Origin of the sequence: Euryhalocaulis caribicus (assembly GCF_000412185.1) — a bacterium.
GTDB lineage: Bacteria > Pseudomonadota > Alphaproteobacteria > Caulobacterales > Maricaulaceae > Euryhalocaulis > Euryhalocaulis caribicus.
This window is the reverse complement of the sequence record NZ_ASJA01000007.1, coordinates 101,591-118,483: the sequence shown is the minus strand read 5'-3', so window position 1 is coordinate 118,483 and position 16,893 is coordinate 101,591. Positions and strand designations below refer to the sequence as shown.

The following is a 16,893-nucleotide window of genomic DNA, read 5'->3' as shown; positions in this document are numbered from 1 at the left end:
CTTACAGTCTCAACTCTTTGAGGTCTCTAGCGAACGCCGCTTTCTTCAAGAAAACGCTCGCGCCGCTCATCCAGTTCGGATTTGGCGGCGTCTATTTCTTCCTGCATGGCGGTGACTTCCGCCGTGGTGGCCGTGTGGATGGCGCCGGCGAGACGGTCATAATCGGCCTGCGCCTCCGTCTGAATGCAGCCCAGATGCGCCATTACGGCCTCCAGATAGGAGGCGTGGCGGTCCACCGCCTCGTTATATTCGTCCACGGTCCGGATACGGCCCTGTTTCGGCGCTTTCGGCGCTTCACAGCCTGTCAGCACATATTCAGGGTTCTCACCCACCGGGCGCTGATCCAGATCGCCCGCAGCCGCGGGGGCGGTCAGTCCCGCCGTCAGGCCGAGTATCAGCACGGCGCGGCGCATCACGCCTCCACCAGCACGTCCGTCCACAACTCGGACGGGTCGGGTTCGGGGCTGTCCTTGGCGAACTCGGCGGCTTCGTTGACCTGCGCCTTGATCTCCTTGTCGATCTCTTTCAGCCCGTCCTCATCGGCCCAGCCCGCGTCCAGCAGCCAGGCTTTGACCTTGTCGATGGGGTCGGATTTTTCGCGGATGTCCTGAACCTCCTCCCGCGTCCGGTACTTCGCCGGGTCGGACATGGAGTGGCCGCGATAGCGGTATGTCTGGATTTCCAGAATATAGGGGCCTTTGCCGGACCGGGCGTGCTCCACCGCCTTCTTGCCGGCGTCGCGCACTTTCAGCACGTCCATGCCGTCAACCTGCTCGCCCGGAATGTCGAACGCGGCGCCGCGTTCGTACAGGCCTTCCGAGTGCGCGGCGGCGCGCTGTACGGAAGTGCCCATGGCGTAGCGGTTATTCTCGATGATGAAGACGGTCGGCAGCTTCCAGAGCGAGGCCATGTTGAAGGCCTCATAGACCTGGCCCTGGTTCGCCGCGCCCTCGCCGAAATAGGTCAGGCAGACGCCGTTGTCCTCGGCATATTGATGCGCGAAGGCCAGGCCCGCGCCCAGCGGCGCCGGCGCGCCGACAATGCCGTGCCCGCCGAAGAAATTCTTTTCCCGGCTGAACATGTGCATCGAGCCGCCCTTGCCCTTGGAATAGCCGTCGATGCGCCCGGTCAGCTCGGCCATCACGCCTTTCGGGTCCATACCGGTGGCCAGCATATGGCCGTGGCAGCGATAGGCGGTGACCACGCGGTCATCCGGTTTCAGATTGGCCTGCATGCCGACCACGACGGCTTCCTGCCCGATATAGAGGTGACAGAAGCCGCCGATCAGCCCCATGCCATATAGCTGGCCGGCCTTTTCCTCGAACCGGCGGATCAGCAGCATCTCTTTGTAAAGATGCAGCAATTCATCCTGCTTCGCGTCGATCTTCGGCTTTGAAGACCGGCTGGAAGCCGATTTGCTGCGGGACGGGGATTTTGTGGTCTTGCGTTCAGCCATGGTCTCTCGCCTGACAGGTGAAGGCGGCGCGTCTGACGCGCCCGGCGAGAGGATGTAGTCAGTAAATGACGCTGACGTAAAGCGGGCTGACAGAAGCTGTGCAGTGAATTCAATTCACATGCGAAGCATCTGCCTCCAGCCGGACGACATAGTCATCCGGGTTTGCGAAATTCAGGATTTCGCGGGCCCGCTCGTCAATCAGATCCAGATCAAGCGAGCTTTCACGCAGCCGCGCGGCGCGGTCTTCAAGCTCGCGGCGTTCGGCGCGCGCGACTTTCAGTTCGCTTTCAAGTTCGGAAATATGGGTTTTGTAGCCGGCCCAGGCCAGAACCCCCTGATCGCCGGACAGGCCATGATAGCCGAAATAGACTACCAGTCCGGCAAGGAAAAAAGTCGGTATGGCGCGCCTGATGGCTTTCACGGTCACTCACCCCTGATCCGCGATTATGATCCGCGAACTCGATGGCATGAAAATGACAGCGAAGCCTTAGCGAAAGGCAAAGAAACAGGGTTAGCGGCTGGTAAACGCAGCCGGAGAAATCCGCCCTAATTGGCGAGGAAGTTCCGGCCCGCGTAAACGGCCATGTCGTCCAGCGCTTCTTCGATGCGCAGAAGCTGGTTGTATTTCGCCAGGCGATCAGAGCGCGCCAGCGATCCCGTCTTGATCTGTCCGCAATTCGTGGCGACCGCTAGATCGGCGATCGTCGAATCCTCAGTCTCGCCAGAACGGTGCGACATCACGGCGGCATAGCCGGAGCGATGCGCCATATCGACCGCTTCCAGCGTTTCGCTGAGCGTGCCGATCTGGTTGACCTTCACAAGGATTGCGTTGCCGACGCCGCGGCTGATGCCGTCGGCCAGCCGTTCCGGGTTGGTCACGAACAGATCGTCGCCGACCAGCTGCACGCGGTCGCCGATCTGATCGGTCAGCGCCTTCCAGCCATCCCAGTCATCCTCGTCCATCCCGTCCTCGATGGAGACGATGGGATAGTCCTCGGACAGCTTGGCCAGATAGGCGGCGTGTTCATCGGCGCTGAGGGTGCGCCCCTCGCCCGCCAGATTATATTTGCCGTCCTTGAAATATTCGGAAGACGCGCAATCCAGGGCGAAGACCATTTCCTCGCCGATTTCATAGCCGGCGTCCTTGATGGCCGCCGTAATATGATCCAGCGCCTCGCCGGCCGATTTGATGTCGGGGGCGAAGCCGCCCTCATCGCCGACATTGGTGGACAGGCCCGCCTGCTTCAGACGGGATTTCAGGGCATGAAACACTTCCGCGCCGCCGCGCAGGGCGTCGCTGAACCGGTCGAAGCCAACCGGCATGATCATGAATTCCTGAATGTCGATGGGATTGTCGGCGTGCGCGCCGCCATTGAGCACGTTCATCATCGGCGTGGGCAGAACCCGCGCCTGAACGCCGCCGACATAACGATACAGCGGCAATCCCATGGAATCGGAAGCCGCCTTGGCGGTCGCCAGGGAGACGGCCAGAATCGCGTTTGCGCCCAGACGGGACTTGTTTTCTGTCCCGTCCAGCCCGATCAGTACCTGGTCGATGCGGCTCTGATCGGTCGCATCGAAGCCCGAAAGCGCGTCAAAGATTTCGCCATTGACGTTCTCGACCGCGTTCTCGACACCCTTGCCGGCGTAACGGTCGCCGCCATCGCGCAGCTCATGCGCCTCATGCGCGCCCGTGGAGGCGCCGGAGGGCACGGCGGCGCGGCCAACCGCGCCATCTTCGAGCACAACTTCACACTCAACGGTCGGAAATCCCCGGCTATCGAGGATCTCGCGACCGATGATGTCGACAATGGCCGTCATCGGCGAACCGCCTTTGATGCTATTCTTTGGGTTCGGTCACTTGCCGGCCGCGATAGATGCCGGTTTTGAGATCGATATGGTGCGGGCGCTTCAGTTCGCCCGTGTCCTGATCCTCGACATAAGCCGGGCTGGACAGCTGGTCGTGGCTACGGCGCATGCCGCGCTTGGACTTGGTGACTTTTCTCTTAGGAACGGCCATCGGCCCGTCTCCGTATAATTGTTCGCGAAACAAAAACGGCGCGCTTTTGAACGCGCCGTGTTCAGTGACCCGCGCAAATAGCTTCATTCGCGCTTTTTCTCAAGGCTGTGACGCGGAATTTCGCAGCCAGCCTCTGCAATGCTTCTAAAGCGCGCGACCTCGCGCCCTAGCGGTGGCGCGTGACGTCGCCGCCCATGCTGGATTCCGCGTCAAAGCTGGCGGGGTCGCCATAGACATCCAGAACGCCGCCCATGCTGGCGTCGCCGGAGAACCGTTCGGATGCATAAAGCTCGGCGACGCCGCCGGTTGACGCGTCAGCGGACACCTCGCGGCATTCCAGTCCCCGCGCGTCCAGCTCGCCGCCCGTGGATACGTCCAGCGACAGTGAATCGCATGTCCCCTGAAAGCTGACCAGCGCCCCGGTGGACACGTCGATCTCCAGCGGCGCGGTGAAATCTCCGCTGACCGTGGCGTCGATCCCGCGGGAAAATTCAGCCTCATCCAGGGAAGGCATGGTTACTGTGATGCGGGCGTCCAGACTGCGGGTGCGGCCGAGGAAGCGGGCGCGCTGATCGATGTCCAGCTCGCCATTCTTGACCTCTATGGACAGCTCATCGGCATCCTTGTCCGATGCATCGATCCGGACCGACGCCTCCGGACCCACAGTGACTTCCAGTTCAAATTGCCCGCCGACATCCAGCGAATCGAATGAGCCCAGCGGCAGTAAATCGCCGTCCTGTGCGTTCGCCGTTCCGGAAAGCAGGAGCCCGGCCGCCGCGGCCAGAAGCAATTTCGTTTTCATCATGCCCATCCCTTGAAGCCTCGGGCGCATTATACGCCCGTTTCAGGAAATAGGGATGAATTGAACGAACCGATTGGATGCATCGGTCACAGGAAAAAGATCAGACCAGCCGGCTTTGCTCGACCGCAGCCCCGATAAAGCTGGAAAACAGCGGATGCGGTTCAAACGGCCGGGACTTCAGTTCCGGGTGGAACTGGACCCCGATAAACCAGGGATGATCCTCGAATTCGACGATCTCCGGCAGCAGGCCGTCCGGGGACATGCCGGAGAATTTCAGGCCCTGCGATTCCAGCTGCTCGCAATAGTGATTGTTCACTTCATAGCGATGGCGGTGGCGCTCGCTGATCTCGGTCGAGCCGTAGATTTCATGCACGCGGCTGCCCGGCTTCAGGGCCGCCTGATATGCGCCAAGACGCATGGTTCCGCCAAGATCGCCGTCGCGGGCGCGTTTCTCAAGTTGGTTGCCGCGCATCCATTCGGTCATCAGGCCGACCAGCGGTTCGGGCTGTCCGCCAAACTCCGTCGATCCGGCGTCCTTGATGCCGGCCAGGTTCCGCGCCGCCTCGATCACGGCCATCTGCATGCCGAAACAGATGCCGAAGAAGGGAATCTTGCGTTCGCGGGCAAACTGCACAGCGCGAATCTTGCCCTCCGCGCCCCGCTCCCCGAAGCCTCCGGGCACCAGAATGGCGTGAACATCCTCCAGCGCGTTAACGGATTCTTCCTCGTCCTCGAATTGCTGGCTTTCGATCCACTTGATGCGGACCTTTACGTTGTTCGCGATGCCGCCATGGGCCAGCGCCTCGGTCAGGGACTTATAGGCGTCCAGAAGTTCGGTATATTTGCCGACCACGCCGATGGTGACATCGCCGTCCGGATTGGAGATGCGGTCCGAGATGTCCTGCCAGCGCGTCAGGTCCGGCTTGGGCGCGTCATCAATGCGGAAATGCTCCAGCACCTCGCTGTCCAGCCGTTCGCGGTGATAATCCAGCGGCACGTCATAAATCGACGCTGAATCCAGCGCCTGAATGACGCTGCCTTCGCGCACATTACAGAACAGCGCGATCTTCCGCTTTTCGTCCGCCGGGATATGGCTTTCGCAACGGCACAGCAGGATGTCCGGCTGGATGCCGATGGAGCGAAGCTCCTTCACTGAATGCTGGGTCGGCTTGGTCTTCATCTCGCCGGCCACCTTGATGAAGGGCAGCAGCGTGACATGCATGAACAGGGCGCGGTCGCGGCCCAGCTCCTGGCCCAGCTGACGGATCGCCTCGAAGAAAGGCAGACCTTCGATATCGCCAACCGTCCCGCCGATCTCGCAAAGCACGAAATCCGCATCGCCGGCGTCGTTCAGGACGAAATTCTTGATCTCGTCGGTGACGTGCGGAATGACCTGGACCGTCGCGCCCAGATAATCGCCGCGGCGCTCCTTCTCCAGAATGTTGGAATAGATCCGCCCCGTGGTGATGTTGTCAGACTGCGCCGCCGATACGCCAGTGAAGCGTTCATAATGGCCCAGATCCAGATCAGTCTCAGCGCCGTCATCGGTCACGAAGACCTCTCCGTGCTGATACGGAGACATCGTGCCGGGATCGACGTTCAGATAGGGATCGAGCTTGCGGAGGCGGACAGAATAGCCCCTCGCCTGCAGCAGCGCGCCCAGCGCCGCCGAAGCAAGACCTTTGCCCAGCGAGGAAACCACGCCGCCCGTAATAAAAATATAGCGCGCCATGGAACGCCAACTTAGCTGAGATTCGGCGCCGCTAGAACCGGCGGCGCGCAGGATGGCGAAATTCGCCTACTCTTGTTCGGGAATCACCGGCTCGGGCGTCTCGTTTTCCGTCGCCTCTCCCTCGGAGAGAAAATCGGCGGGAGACGTTTCCTGAGTCGTTGTCGGCGAGCTGACCCGGTCCACCACGCTGGAAGGCGCGCCACGGTTGCCGATAACGGTCAGCAGGATGCTGGTGATGAAAAAGCCGGCCGCCAGAATCGACGTGCTTCGCGTCAGCAGGCTGGCTGCGCCGCGTCCACTCATCAGGCCGCCCGGACCACCGCCCATGCCAAGCGCCCCGCCTTCGGAGCGCTGCAGCAGAATCAGACCGATAAGTCCTGCGGACAGGAAGAAATGTATCAACAGTAGAAGGGTATGCATGGGAACCTTGAGACGCTTGAGGGGCCGCTACACGGGTTCAAGCGGCGCTATGTAGGCCTTTCTGCTTCTCAAGGCCACCATCTTTCGCAACAGAATCCTGTTTCTCACGCAGCTTGCCCACAAGTCGGTCGATTTCCTCCGACGCGGAAGAGTCGCCATGGCCTGAGGATACGCAAACGCCGTGCGCGAGTTCACGCGCGACTCGCCAGCGCTTTCCGGGTGCGCCCGCCTCCCCGTCTGTCAGGGATTTGGTCAGGGCCTTGGCGATGCTTGCCGTTTCCGGACCGACTCGCTCCGCCAGGCGCTCAAGCTCACGGGCCTGTTTAATCACCGAGATTTCGGCGGAGGGCGAAGAAGGGTTGGAAATTTCAAGATCCGCGGCAATGCGCACGGACAAGCGCTGCACGCGTTCTTTCGCCACGTCTTCCTGTACCGTCTTGATATGCTGATAGGTCGCCTCCAGCGCCTCCCAGTCGCCCTTGGCGGCGGCCTTCAGCGTATTGGGCGCGTTCAGATAGCGTGGATCGGCGGCGCCGGGGCGCGGGCCGCTGCGGCGGTCCGGTCCGATATAATCGCTGGTCACGACGAACCGCTTTCGCCGTTCGATCGCGGCGGCGACGCGCTCATCAAGAAAACGGGTCGAAAAGGGGCGCGCGATGAGGTCGTCGGCGCCGCTTTCCAGCGCCTGACGTATGTTCTGCGGATCACGCGTCCAGCAGGTCAGGAAAATGACGGAAAACGGATTGCGCCCGATACGGCTGTGGCGGATGTCGCGAACAAGGCTGAAAACCTTCGGATCGTCTTCCGGCTCCATGACCAGAAGATCGACATCGGCCGCCTCAACGCGTTCGCGCACCTCTCCCAGCGCCGAAAACGTATCGATTTCACGAAATCCGAGTTCGTAGAGCGCATAGCGCGTCGTCCGGAGATTCTGCCGGATCGGGTCAAAAAGTACGACGCGCGCGAGGTTTTCGGGATCTTGAGCCATGCAATCCTAATCGGGCCGGTTCCTGTCTCTGGCCCGATTAAAACCGAGAAGTCTTTACAGGCGCTTATTCCGATTGCGCACTCGCGATGATCGGGCCGAAATCTGCTGCTTTCAGGCTCGCGCCGCCGACAAGGGCGCCGTCGACATTGTCGATGCCGAGAATCTCCGCCGCATTCCCGGGCTTCACCGAGCCGCCATAGAGAATCCGCACCCCCTCCGCCTCTTCGCCCATGATGTGCCGCAGGCGGGTGCGGATGAATTCGTGCATCTCGGCGATGTCTTGCGGCTCCGCGGTGCGGCCCGTGCCGATGGCCCAGACAGGCTCATAGGCGATGACCACTTCGTCGCCAGCCAGATTCTTGGGCGTGGAGCCATCCAGCTGCATTTCGATAACGTCCAGATGCACGCCCTTCGCGCGCTCGGCTTCCTTCTCCCCCACGCAGATGATCGGCGTGAGGCCCGCGCGGCGCGCAGCCTTGGCTTTCGCCTTCACGGTCAGGTCGTCCTCGCCATGATCTGCGCGGCGTTCCGAATGGCCCACGATGACATAATCCGCCCCGGCCCCGGCCAGCATTTCCGCGCTGACATCGCCTGTATGGGCGCCGGATTCCTCGGCATGGCAATCCTGACCGCCGGTTTTCACGCGGCTGCCCGAAAGGGTGCGCGCCAGATCGGTCAGCAGGGTCGCAGGCGGACACAGCAGCACTTCGGCCCCGTCCTGGCTGTCGGCGGCTTGCGCAATGGCTTTTGCCTCTTCCAGCGCAGGCTGAAGGCCATTCATTTTCCAGTTCCCTGCGATCAGGGGCGTTCGCGTCATGGTTGTTCCTCGTCTGTTTCGGAGAACGCCTAGCAGCGCCATATGCGTCCGGCAATATGCGCGGCTTGCCCCGTGGAGCCGCGCTCTCTAGATTTCGCCGCTTCAACTGCAATCGAATGGATGATTGATGCTTGCTGGTCTGCGCAACGCCGCGAAATCGAAATGGGCCGCGCCCATTATTGTCGTTCTTGCCCTCAGCTTCGCCATCTGGGGCGTTAATGACATGTTCCGCGGCGGTCCCCGCGATGCTGTCGCGGTTGTCGGCCCCGAAAAGGTGACGGCGCAGGAATTTTCTGACGAGTTCAATCGCCGAGTCCAGACCATCGCCCGCCAGAATGAAGGTCGCTTCACCGCGCAGGACGCCCGCGACGCGGGGCTGGATCGCCAGATTCTCAGCGAGATGATCACAATGGCGTCACTGGACGCCCAGGCGGGCAATTTCGGCCTCGGCGCGTCCGATCGCGCGCTGTATGAGGAAATACAGAGCATCGAAGCCTTCCGGGATCCGGTTCGGAACGAATTCAATCGCGACCAGTACCGTTCCCAGCTGGCGCAACTGCAAATGTCCGAACGCCAGTTCGAGAACGCGGTGCGCGGCGACATCATCCGCCAACAGCTGATCCGCGCCGTTACCGCCGGGGAAAGCGCGCCGGCCAGCTTTGCGGAACGGCGTCAGGCCTTTGCCGGGGAATCCCGGCGCGCCGATGTTCTGGTCCTTGCACCCTCCCTTGCGGAAGAAATCGGTGATCCGACGGATGCGCAGCTTCAGGACATCATCGACTCCAATCAATCTGCATTCACGCAACCGGAACGCCGCGCGGTGACCGTTGCCTGGCTTTCGCCGTCCGACTTTGAACAGACCGTGGACGTGACGGAGGAGCAGATCGAGGAACTCTACGAATTCCGAAAGGATTCCTTCGCCGAAGCCGCCACCCGCAGCTATGTCCAAATCCAGCTGCCGGGCGAGGAAGAGGCCAACGCCGTGGCTGCGCGCATCAATGACGGAGAAACCGCCGAGGCGGTTGCGGATTCCGTCGAGGCGGATCTGGTTCAGGCCGAAGCGGCAAGCGCGGACGATATTGTCGACAGCGAAATTGCGGACGCCCTGTTTGCCATGTCCGCCGAAGACCCTGCGCGCGTAGTGGAGGGGCGTTTTGGCTGGTCTGTGGTTGATGTCACCGCCGCCGTGGACGCCGAAACCCCGGCCATAGAGGACGTTCGCGACGAATTGCGGAGCGAACTGGCCGCCGATACGGCCATCGAAAACATGTATGACGCAATCAGCGCCTTCGAGGATGCGCGCGGCGCCGGCGCTCCCATCGAGGACGCCGCCACGGAAGCGGAGATCGTGGCCATGTCCTACCTCCCCGTGACACGGCAAGGCCGGGGCGCGGAAGGCGAAACCTTCGCCAAGCTCATGGCGGCCCCGCAAGTGCTGGAACTGGCTTTCCAGATGCAGGAGGGCGAAACCAGCGCGCTGGAGGACCTGGGCGATCAGGGGTTTGCCGTGGTGCGGGTGGACCGGGTCAATGCAGAGGAGCTTGTCTCGCTGGCTGAGGCGCGCCCCGCCGCCGAGCAGGTCTGGCGGTCGCAACAGCTGCAGGAAAATATGGAAGCCGTGGCCAGTGAAGCCGCTGAGAGAGCCGAAAACGGCGAGGCTTTTTCCGACATTGCCGCCGATATCGGCGCGGGCGCCAGCGTGGAATCGGTAACGGTCACACGTGGTCAGACGGCCGGCGCGGCGGGCCCGCGGCTCGTCGGCGCGCTGTTTGAGGCAGCCCCCGGCGAAGTGGTTACCGCCCCGTCCGCACAAGGCGGTCAGGCCGTTGCGGCGCTGCGTGAGATCAGTGTGGATCCGGGCGCGGAAAGCCCGTCGCGCGAAGAAATGGCCAATGAAGTGGCGCAGGACCTTCTGACGCAATTCCAGCTGGCGCTGCAGCAGCAATATGAAGTGAAAACCTATCCGGACCAGATCGCCTTCGCGCTTGGCGACGACGTTCCGCAATGACGCTCCGGCTGGCGACTGATCCGGCGGCGTTCCGCGAACGCCACGCCGCCGGAAAGCGGCAGCTTGTCCACGCCCATATTGTCGACGATCTGGAAACGCCGGTTTCCACCTATCTGAAGCTGGCGGGGCGCGAGGGCATGTCCTTTCTGCTGGAGTCGGTAGAAGGCGGCGACTGGCGCGGACGCTATTCCGCAATCGGATTTGCGCCGGACCTTGTCTGGACGGTCCGCGACCGCACAGCCTTCATCAGCCGTAATGGCGGCCCGGAGGCGCGTCAGGAGGATGGCCCGCTAGATTCGCTCCGGCGTCTGGTTGCGGAGACCCGGGTCGAGTTGCCCGAGGGAATGCCGCCCATGGCGACCGGGCTGTTCGGGTATCTGGGTTATGCGCTGGCGCGCGAGGCGGAAAACCTGCCCCGGACAAATAACCGCGCCCTAGATGTGCCGGACGCTATTCTGATCCGGCCATCGGTTGTGGCGATATTCGATAATGTGGCGCATGAGATTACCCTGGCCACCACGACGGGGCCGGAGGGCAAGTCCGACAAGGCTCTGGATGAGGCCCGGGCGCGTCTGGAAGACGCGGCGGAAGCCTTGAAAAACACGCCGCCAGACCGCGCGAAGCAGGCTTTCACCCCGGTCGAGGTGACGCCTGAAAGCAGCACTTCTGAGGCGCGGTATCGTGAAATCGTTGGCGAAGCCCAGCGTTATATCAAGGCGGGGGACGCGTTCCAGATTGTCCCTTCACAGCGTTTTGAGGCCCCCTTCCCGCATGACAGCTTCGCCCTGTACCGGGCGCTACGCCGTCTCAACCCCTCGCCGTTCCTCTTTCATTTGCGCTTTGGCGATTTTTCGGTGGTCGGCTCCAGCCCGGAAATCCTTGTCCGGGTGCGCAACGACAAGGTCACGATCCGGCCCATCGCCGGAACCCGTCCGCGCGGCGCCACGCCGGGGGAGGATCAGCGCCATGCAGAGGAATTGCTGGCCGATGAAAAGGAGCGCGCCGAGCATCTGATGCTGCTGGATCTCGGCCGCAACGATGTCGGACGCGTTTCGGAGGCCGGCGAAGTGGAAGTGATCGAGAAATTCGCGATCGAGCGCTACAGCCACGTCATGCATATTGTCTCGACCGTTCAGGGCGATCTGGCCAAGGGCAAGGATTCCATCGACGCCCTGCTTTCAGGCTTTCCGGCTGGCACGGTGACAGGGGCGCCAAAGATCCGCGCCATGGAAATCATTGATGAACTGGAAGATGAAGAACGCGGCGTATATGCCGGCGCTGTCGGGTATTTTGCGGCTGACGGCGGACTGGATACCTGCATCGCCCTGCGGACGGGCGTGGTAAAAGACGGCAAGCTGCACGTGCGCGCCGGCGGAGGCGTGGTGATCGACAGCGACCCGGAGACAGAGCGCATGGAGACCGTGCATAAATCCGCCGCCCTGTTCCGCGCCGCCGCGGAAGCGCAACGCTTTTCGGACGAGTGACGCCATGCTGCTGATGATCGATAACTATGACAGCTTCACCTACAACCTCGTCCATTATGCGCTGGAGCTGGGCGCGGACGTGGAGGTCCGCCGTAATGACGCGCTGACCGCCTCCGAAGCGCTGGCCATGAAGCCTCAGGCGATTCTTCTGTCTCCGGGACCATGCAGTCCTGACCAGGCCGGCATCTGTCTGGACCTGATCCGCTCCGCCCCGGTAACCCTGCCGATACTGGGCGTCTGTCTGGGCCATCAGGCCATCGGGCAGGCCTTTGGCGGCAAGGTGGTGCAGGCCAAGACCATCATGCATGGCAAGACCAGCACGATCCGGCATGACGGCACCGGCGTTTTCGACGGCCTGCCCCGCCCCTTCACGGCCACGCGTTATCACAGCCTGGCGGTGGAGCGGGACAGCCTTCCGGAAGCGCTGATTATCAACGCCGATACCGAAGACGGGGAAATCATGGGGTTTCGCCACGCGACCCGCCCCGTCCATGGCGTGCAATTCCATCCGGAATCCATCGCCACGCAGCACGGGCATGACCTGTTACGGAATTTCCTGAACCTCAGCCAGGCAAAGGCGGCGGCATGAGCGCGGTTCAAAGATGCATTGGCCTCTATGCCGACCGGCGGCGCGCGCCCGCGGAGGATGTCGAGGCCGCGCTGGGCGAAATCATGGATGGCGCGGCTGACCACGCCCAGATCGCCGCTTTCCTCATGGGGTTGCGAATTCTGGATGCGACTGTCGACGAGATCGAGGCCGGGGTGCGTGTGTTGCGGTCCCGCGCAACGCGCATCGAGACTCCGCACGACATCATCGATACCTGCGGAACGGGCGGCGATGCGGCGGGCAGCTTCAATATCTCGACCGCGGCGGCGCTGATTGCCGCCGGCGCCGGGGCGCGGGTGGCCAAGCATGGCAACCGCGCGGTGTCCTCCAAAAGCGGTTCCTCACAGGTTCTGGCTGAGCTGGGCGTCAATATAGAGACCGATCACGCCGTCGTCGGCCGCTGTATAGACGAGGCGAATGTCGGGTTTCTCTATGCGCCGACCCATCATTCCGCGCTGAAACACGCCGCTCCGGTACGCCGTTCGCTGAGCCTGCGCACGCTTTTCAACCTGCTGGGCCCGCTGAGCAATCCCGCGGGCGCGAAGCGGCAGCTTCTGGGCGTTTATGACGCCAAATGGCTGGAGCCGATTGCCGATGCGCTTCGCCGCACCGGCTCCACCCGCGTCTGGGTGGTGCATGGCGCGGACGGAATGGATGAGCTGACCACGACCTCCACAACGCGCGTGGCGGAGCTGAAAGACGGCCAGATCCGGCATTTCGAAGTGACCCCGGAAGCCGCCGGACTGAAGCGCTCCCTGCCTGACGCCCTGCAGGGCGGCGACCCGGTGCACAATGCGCGGGCGATTGAATCGCTGCTGGCCGGGGAACGCTCCGCCTATCGCGATATTGCGGCGCTGAATGCGGGCGCGGCGCTGGTTATCGCGGAAATCGCGGACAATCTGACCGACGGCGTGGAGATGGCGTTCGCCTCCATTGACGAGGGCAAGGCGCGCGGCGCTCTGGATTCCCTGATTGCGATATCCAACTCATGAACGCGCTGGAGCGGATCAAGGCCTATAAGCTGGAAGAAATCGCGGCGCGCAAAGCGGCGATTTCGGCAAGCGAACTCGAATCGCGCGCCAAAACCGCCTCTCAGCCGCGGGGCTTTGAAAGCGCGCTGCGCGAGAAAGCACAAAGCGGAACGCCCGCCCTGATCTGTGAAATCAAGAAAGCCAGCCCGTCCGCAGGGTTGATTCGCGCCGATTTCGACCCGCCTGCACTGGCGCGCGCCTATGAATCAGGCGGCGCGGCCTGCCTTTCCGTTCTGACCGACGGGCCGAGCTTTCAGGGCGATGACTCCTATCTTATGGCCGTCAGAGCGGAATCGCCGCTTCCTGCGTTACGCAAGGACTTCCTGTTTGATCCGTGGCAGGTCGCGGAATCCCGCGCGCTGGGGGCTGATTGCATCCTGGTCATTCTCGCCGCGGTGGATGATGCCCTCGCCGCCGACCTCATCGCCGAAGCCAGGCGATGGAAAATGGACGCGCTGGTCGAGATTCATGATCAGGCCGAATTTGACCGCGCCCTGACGCTTTCCAGCCCCCTGCTCGGCATCAATAATCGCGACCTGAAAACCTTCACGACCGATCTGGCAACGACCGAATCACTGGCCTCGCAAGCGCCCCCCGATTCCTTCCTCGTGGGCGAAAGCGGCATTCGAGACCGCGGTGATATACAGCGTCTCTGGACCGCCGGCGCGCGCGGGTTCCTGATCGGGGAACACCTGATGCGGCAAGAGAATGTGGAAAGCGCGACATGCGCCCTCCTCGCCTAGTCGGTTCAAGCACTTGACCCCCAAAAAGAACACAAGTAGAACATAGTCGACGTTTCTGATTTGTTCTTGGGGTTCGCATGCTGACCAAAAAACAGAAAGAGCTGCTGCTCTTCATCAAAGAGCGCCTCGATCGGGATGGCGTGCCGCCCTCTTATGACGAGATGCGGGAGGCGCTGGATCTCGCTTCCAAATCGGGCATTCACCGGCTGATCACGGCCCTGGAGGAGCGCGGATTCATCCGCCGTCTGCCGCACCGGGCCCGCGCGCTGGAAATCCTGCGCATGCCGGACGGATCGGTGGAGGCCGGGGCGGCGCGCGAAAAAGGCTTCAAACCCAACGTGATTGAAGGCGGCGGCGCCTATATTGACCGCGGGGCCTCATCAATTGACGTGCCGATTCTCGGCAAGATCGCCGCCGGCACGCCGATTGAGGCGATCCAGCACGAGACGGACCGTATCGCCGTTTCCCCGGACATGATGGGCGATGGCGAGCATTACGTGCTGGAAATCGAGGGCGATTCCATGGTCGAGGCTGGAATTCTGAACGGCGATTTTGCCGTCATCCGGCGCTGTGACACCGCCCAGACGGGCGAAATCGTGGTTGCGCTGGTCGACGATCAGGAAGCCACGCTCAAGCGTCTGCGGAAAAAGGGCGACTCCATCGCTCTGGAGGCGGCCAACCCCGCCTATGAAACGCGGATTTTCGGACCTGACCGGGTGCGGGTTCAGGGGCGGCTTGTCAGTCTTTTGCGCCGCTACAACTAGGGTTTCGGCGGCTTCCAGCGTGATTCCCGCGCTGTTTTGATCTGATAACCGCCACCCTTGCGGTAATATGCAACGCCGCCGGCGCGGTTCAGTCGGACCGCGTCGTAGAGTTCGCCCCGGCATAGCCATGCACTGCGCGCGGCGGCGGGCTCTTCAAAAATCACCAGATCGGCTTGCCGGCATTCCTCTTTCAGCGATCGTCTGCGCTCGATGAGGCTGATTTTCATACCGGAGATTTGCCCGACACAGGCGTCCGCGTCGCAATTCATGCGGGTTTTGAGGTCGTGAACCGGTTTTTCCGGATCCTGTCCCAGGCGTCGCGAAAACTGGTCCACGCCATAGCGGGATCTGCGCAGGCTTGAGGCATAGAGTTCATCCCCTTCCCGCACGGCGACAACGCCCTGATCTGAAATCCAGAGAAAAGGTTTGGGCGCGGTGCTCCACGCCAGACCCGCGGCGGCCATGACCAACAGGCCAAGGACGCGCGCCAGTCGGCGTCCGCCCACAAGCAGAATGAAACCCGCGGAGTACACGCCCAACGCCCAACCCGGCCCCGCCGCTGTAAAGGCCAGCGCGTGCGGCGCTTCCGCCGCTTTCCCGCCCACGGCCAGGACCACATCCATTCCCGAAGCGGCCAGCCGGTAGAACACGCCATCCAGCCCGATCGGCGTCAAGGCCAAGCCGATGACGGCCGCGGGCATAACCCAGAGCGTGAAGAACGGCATGGCGGCGAGATTGGCGAACAGCCCGTAGGCCGCCCAGCGATTGAAATGGAAGGCCGCGAATGCGGCGGTCGCCGCGCCCGCAACTAGGCTGGTCGCCGACAGTGACGAGAAAAACTGGATGGGCGCGGGAAGCCTGCGGCTGGAGCCGCGCTCCCGAGCAAAATCGAACGCCGCGACCAGCGCCGCGGCGGCCGAAAATGACATCTGGAAGCCAGCCTCAAGCAGGGCTTCCGGCGTGAAGAACAGGACGATCACGGCGGCGACCGCGACATTGCGCAATGTCAGGGCCCGGCGGTCAAAAATGAGCGCAAGAAAGGCCACCAGCAACATGATGAAGGCGCGCTGGGCGGAAACGGGCGCGCCGGAAATAACCAGATAGACAGCCGAGGCCACAATGGCGGCCATGGCGGCCGGTTTCCGGATATCGTAGCGCCGCGCCAGCGGCTGGATAAGCGCAAGCGACAGGCTGATCACGAAGAAGACGCCCCCGCCCACCAGCGCCATGTGAAGGCCGGAAATCGCCAACAAGTGTCCCAGCCCCGATGCGCGAAGCGCCTCGGCGTCCTGATTGTCGATCCCGCTGCGCTCCCCCGTCAGAAGCGCGGCGATTATGGCGCCGGACCCGCTCGGGGCGGCGTCGCGAATGCGGTCGGCCAGACGCCCCCGAATTCGCGAAACGCGGCGTTTGACGGATTGCCAGCCCCGGGTTTCCACATCGGCGGCGTCCATACGGCCATAGGTGAAGCCTGTCCCGCCAATGCCATCGAACCAGGCCCGCCGCGAGAAATCATAGCCGCCCGGCGTCGCCGGCCCCGGCGGCGCGGTCAGTGACATGCGCCCGGAAACGCCGGCGCCGAGGGACGGCGCGGGACGCGGCGTACGCACCCGGATGCGCTCCGGCGGGGCGTCCACGCCGCTTATCGCCGCCACTTCGATCACCACGCCCGGCCGCCGGCCGGGATCGACGCGGCTGACCCAGCCGGCCACGTCATAGCCCCGTTCATATTCCGGCAGAACCGGAGCCGCCGCGCGATCCACCCGCCACGCTGCGGCGCCCCAGCCCAGCAAACCCCATGCAAGGAGCGCCAACGCCCAGCTGGCGACCAGGTGTTCAACCCGCCGCCGCGCCGCCAGACGAAGGCCGAGCGCGCCAGCTATAAGAAGCATGATAATCGCCACAGGCAGGGCCGCGGGGCGCGTCATAAAAATGATAACGCCAAGCCCCATAAAGACCGGTGGACCAATACAGGGATCGACGCCGAAACCGGCGCTGGCAAAGCGATCACGAAGCGGCCC

Annotated in this window: 17 protein-coding genes; 6 read left to right on the top strand and 11 right to left on the bottom strand. The window is 62.8% G+C overall.

Translation table 11 applies throughout. From position 1 onward, the window contains the following. Nucleotides 1–26: 26 nt before the first annotated feature. The 10 genes from L338_RS07710 to tpiA form a co-directional block, all read right to left on the bottom strand. A complete protein-coding gene (locus tag L338_RS07710) occupies nucleotides 27–413 on the bottom strand; it encodes a hypothetical protein (RefSeq protein WP_022697795.1) in 387 nt (128 codons plus the stop codon). Then, the gene (gene pdhA, locus L338_RS07705; RefSeq protein WP_022697794.1) at nucleotides 413–1,456 is read right to left on the bottom strand and encodes a pyruvate dehydrogenase (acetyl-transferring) E1 component subunit alpha; all 1,044 of its coding nucleotides are present in this window, start codon (nucleotides 1,454–1,456) and stop codon (nucleotides 413–415) included. Before pdhA ends, L338_RS07710 begins: the two co-directional genes overlap by 1 nt. 109 nt (nucleotides 1,457–1,565) lie before the next feature. Continuing rightward, nucleotides 1,566–1,877: an FtsB family cell division protein gene (locus L338_RS07700; RefSeq protein WP_033310852.1), complete on the bottom strand. Its 312-nt coding sequence runs from the start codon at nucleotides 1,875–1,877 to the stop codon at nucleotides 1,566–1,568. A 125-nt stretch (nucleotides 1,878–2,002) separates the two neighbouring features. Continuing rightward, a complete protein-coding gene (eno, locus tag L338_RS07695) occupies nucleotides 2,003–3,277 on the bottom strand; it encodes a phosphopyruvate hydratase (RefSeq protein WP_022697792.1) in 1,275 nt (424 codons plus the stop codon). Between the two features lie 19 nt (nucleotides 3,278–3,296). Continuing rightward, nucleotides 3,297–3,476, bottom strand: coding sequence for a 50S ribosomal protein L32 (gene rpmF / locus L338_RS07690; protein WP_027068375.1), 180 nt, complete (start codon nucleotides 3,474–3,476; stop codon nucleotides 3,297–3,299). A gap of 166 nt (nucleotides 3,477–3,642) precedes the next feature. Then, on the bottom strand, nucleotides 3,643–4,281 hold the full coding sequence (locus tag L338_RS07685; protein WP_161624610.1) for a head GIN domain-containing protein: 639 nt from the start codon (nucleotides 4,279–4,281) through the stop codon (nucleotides 3,643–3,645). A 97-nt stretch (nucleotides 4,282–4,378) separates the two neighbouring features. Beyond that, nucleotides 4,379–6,010, bottom strand: coding sequence for a CTP synthase (locus L338_RS07680; protein ID WP_022697789.1), 1,632 nt, complete (start codon nucleotides 6,008–6,010; stop codon nucleotides 4,379–4,381). 66 nt (nucleotides 6,011–6,076) lie between these two features. After that, nucleotides 6,077–6,430 carry a preprotein translocase subunit SecG gene (gene secG, locus L338_RS07675; protein ID WP_022697788.1) on the bottom strand — a complete coding sequence of 118 codons (354 nt, stop codon included), beginning with the start codon at nucleotides 6,428–6,430 and terminating at the stop codon, nucleotides 6,077–6,079. Nucleotides 6,431–6,467: 37 nt separating this feature from the next. Next, nucleotides 6,468–7,418: a response regulator gene (locus tag L338_RS07670; protein ID WP_022697787.1), complete on the bottom strand. Its 951-nt coding sequence runs from the start codon at nucleotides 7,416–7,418 to the stop codon at nucleotides 6,468–6,470. A gap of 64 nt (nucleotides 7,419–7,482) precedes the next feature. After that, complete coding sequence (tpiA, locus tag L338_RS07665) at nucleotides 7,483–8,235, bottom strand: triose-phosphate isomerase (protein WP_022697786.1); 753 nt, start codon at nucleotides 8,233–8,235, stop codon at nucleotides 7,483–7,485. Between the two features lie 127 nt (nucleotides 8,236–8,362). Here tpiA and L338_RS07660 point away from each other — a divergent pair, with 127 nt between their 5' ends. The 6 genes from L338_RS07660 (at nucleotide 8,363) to lexA (ending at nucleotide 14,872) form a co-directional block, all read left to right on the top strand. Continuing rightward, complete coding sequence (locus L338_RS07660; RefSeq protein ID WP_022697785.1) at nucleotides 8,363–10,243, top strand: peptidylprolyl isomerase; 1,881 nt, start codon at nucleotides 8,363–8,365, stop codon at nucleotides 10,241–10,243. Then, nucleotides 10,240–11,727 (top strand): anthranilate synthase component I, encoded by a 1,488-nt coding sequence (gene trpE, locus L338_RS07655; RefSeq protein ID WP_022697784.1) that lies wholly within the window; start codon nucleotides 10,240–10,242, stop codon nucleotides 11,725–11,727. The genes L338_RS07660 and trpE overlap by 4 nt, the downstream gene beginning before the upstream one ends. Nucleotides 11,728–11,731: 4 nt before the next feature. Beyond that, entirely contained in the window at nucleotides 11,732–12,316 is a 585-nt protein-coding gene (locus L338_RS07650; protein ID WP_022697783.1) for an anthranilate synthase component II, read from the top strand. Continuing rightward, complete coding sequence (trpD, locus tag L338_RS07645) at nucleotides 12,313–13,326, top strand: anthranilate phosphoribosyltransferase (protein ID WP_022697782.1); 1,014 nt, start codon at nucleotides 12,313–12,315, stop codon at nucleotides 13,324–13,326. Before L338_RS07650 ends, trpD begins: the two co-directional genes overlap by 4 nt. Then, a complete protein-coding gene (trpC, locus tag L338_RS07640; protein ID WP_022697781.1) occupies nucleotides 13,323–14,108 on the top strand; it encodes an indole-3-glycerol phosphate synthase TrpC in 786 nt (261 codons plus the stop codon). Before trpD ends, trpC begins: the two co-directional genes overlap by 4 nt. Before the next feature lie 77 nt (nucleotides 14,109–14,185). Further along, entirely contained in the window at nucleotides 14,186–14,872 is a 687-nt protein-coding gene (gene lexA, locus L338_RS07635; RefSeq protein WP_022697780.1) for a transcriptional repressor LexA, read from the top strand. Here the strand turns inward: lexA and L338_RS07630 are convergent. Next, entirely contained in the window at nucleotides 14,869–16,800 is a 1,932-nt protein-coding gene (locus L338_RS07630; protein WP_277813417.1) for a ComEC/Rec2 family competence protein, read from the bottom strand. The two genes, lexA and L338_RS07630, sit on opposite strands and share 4 nt — an antisense overlap. Nucleotides 16,801–16,893 lie beyond the last annotated feature (93 nt).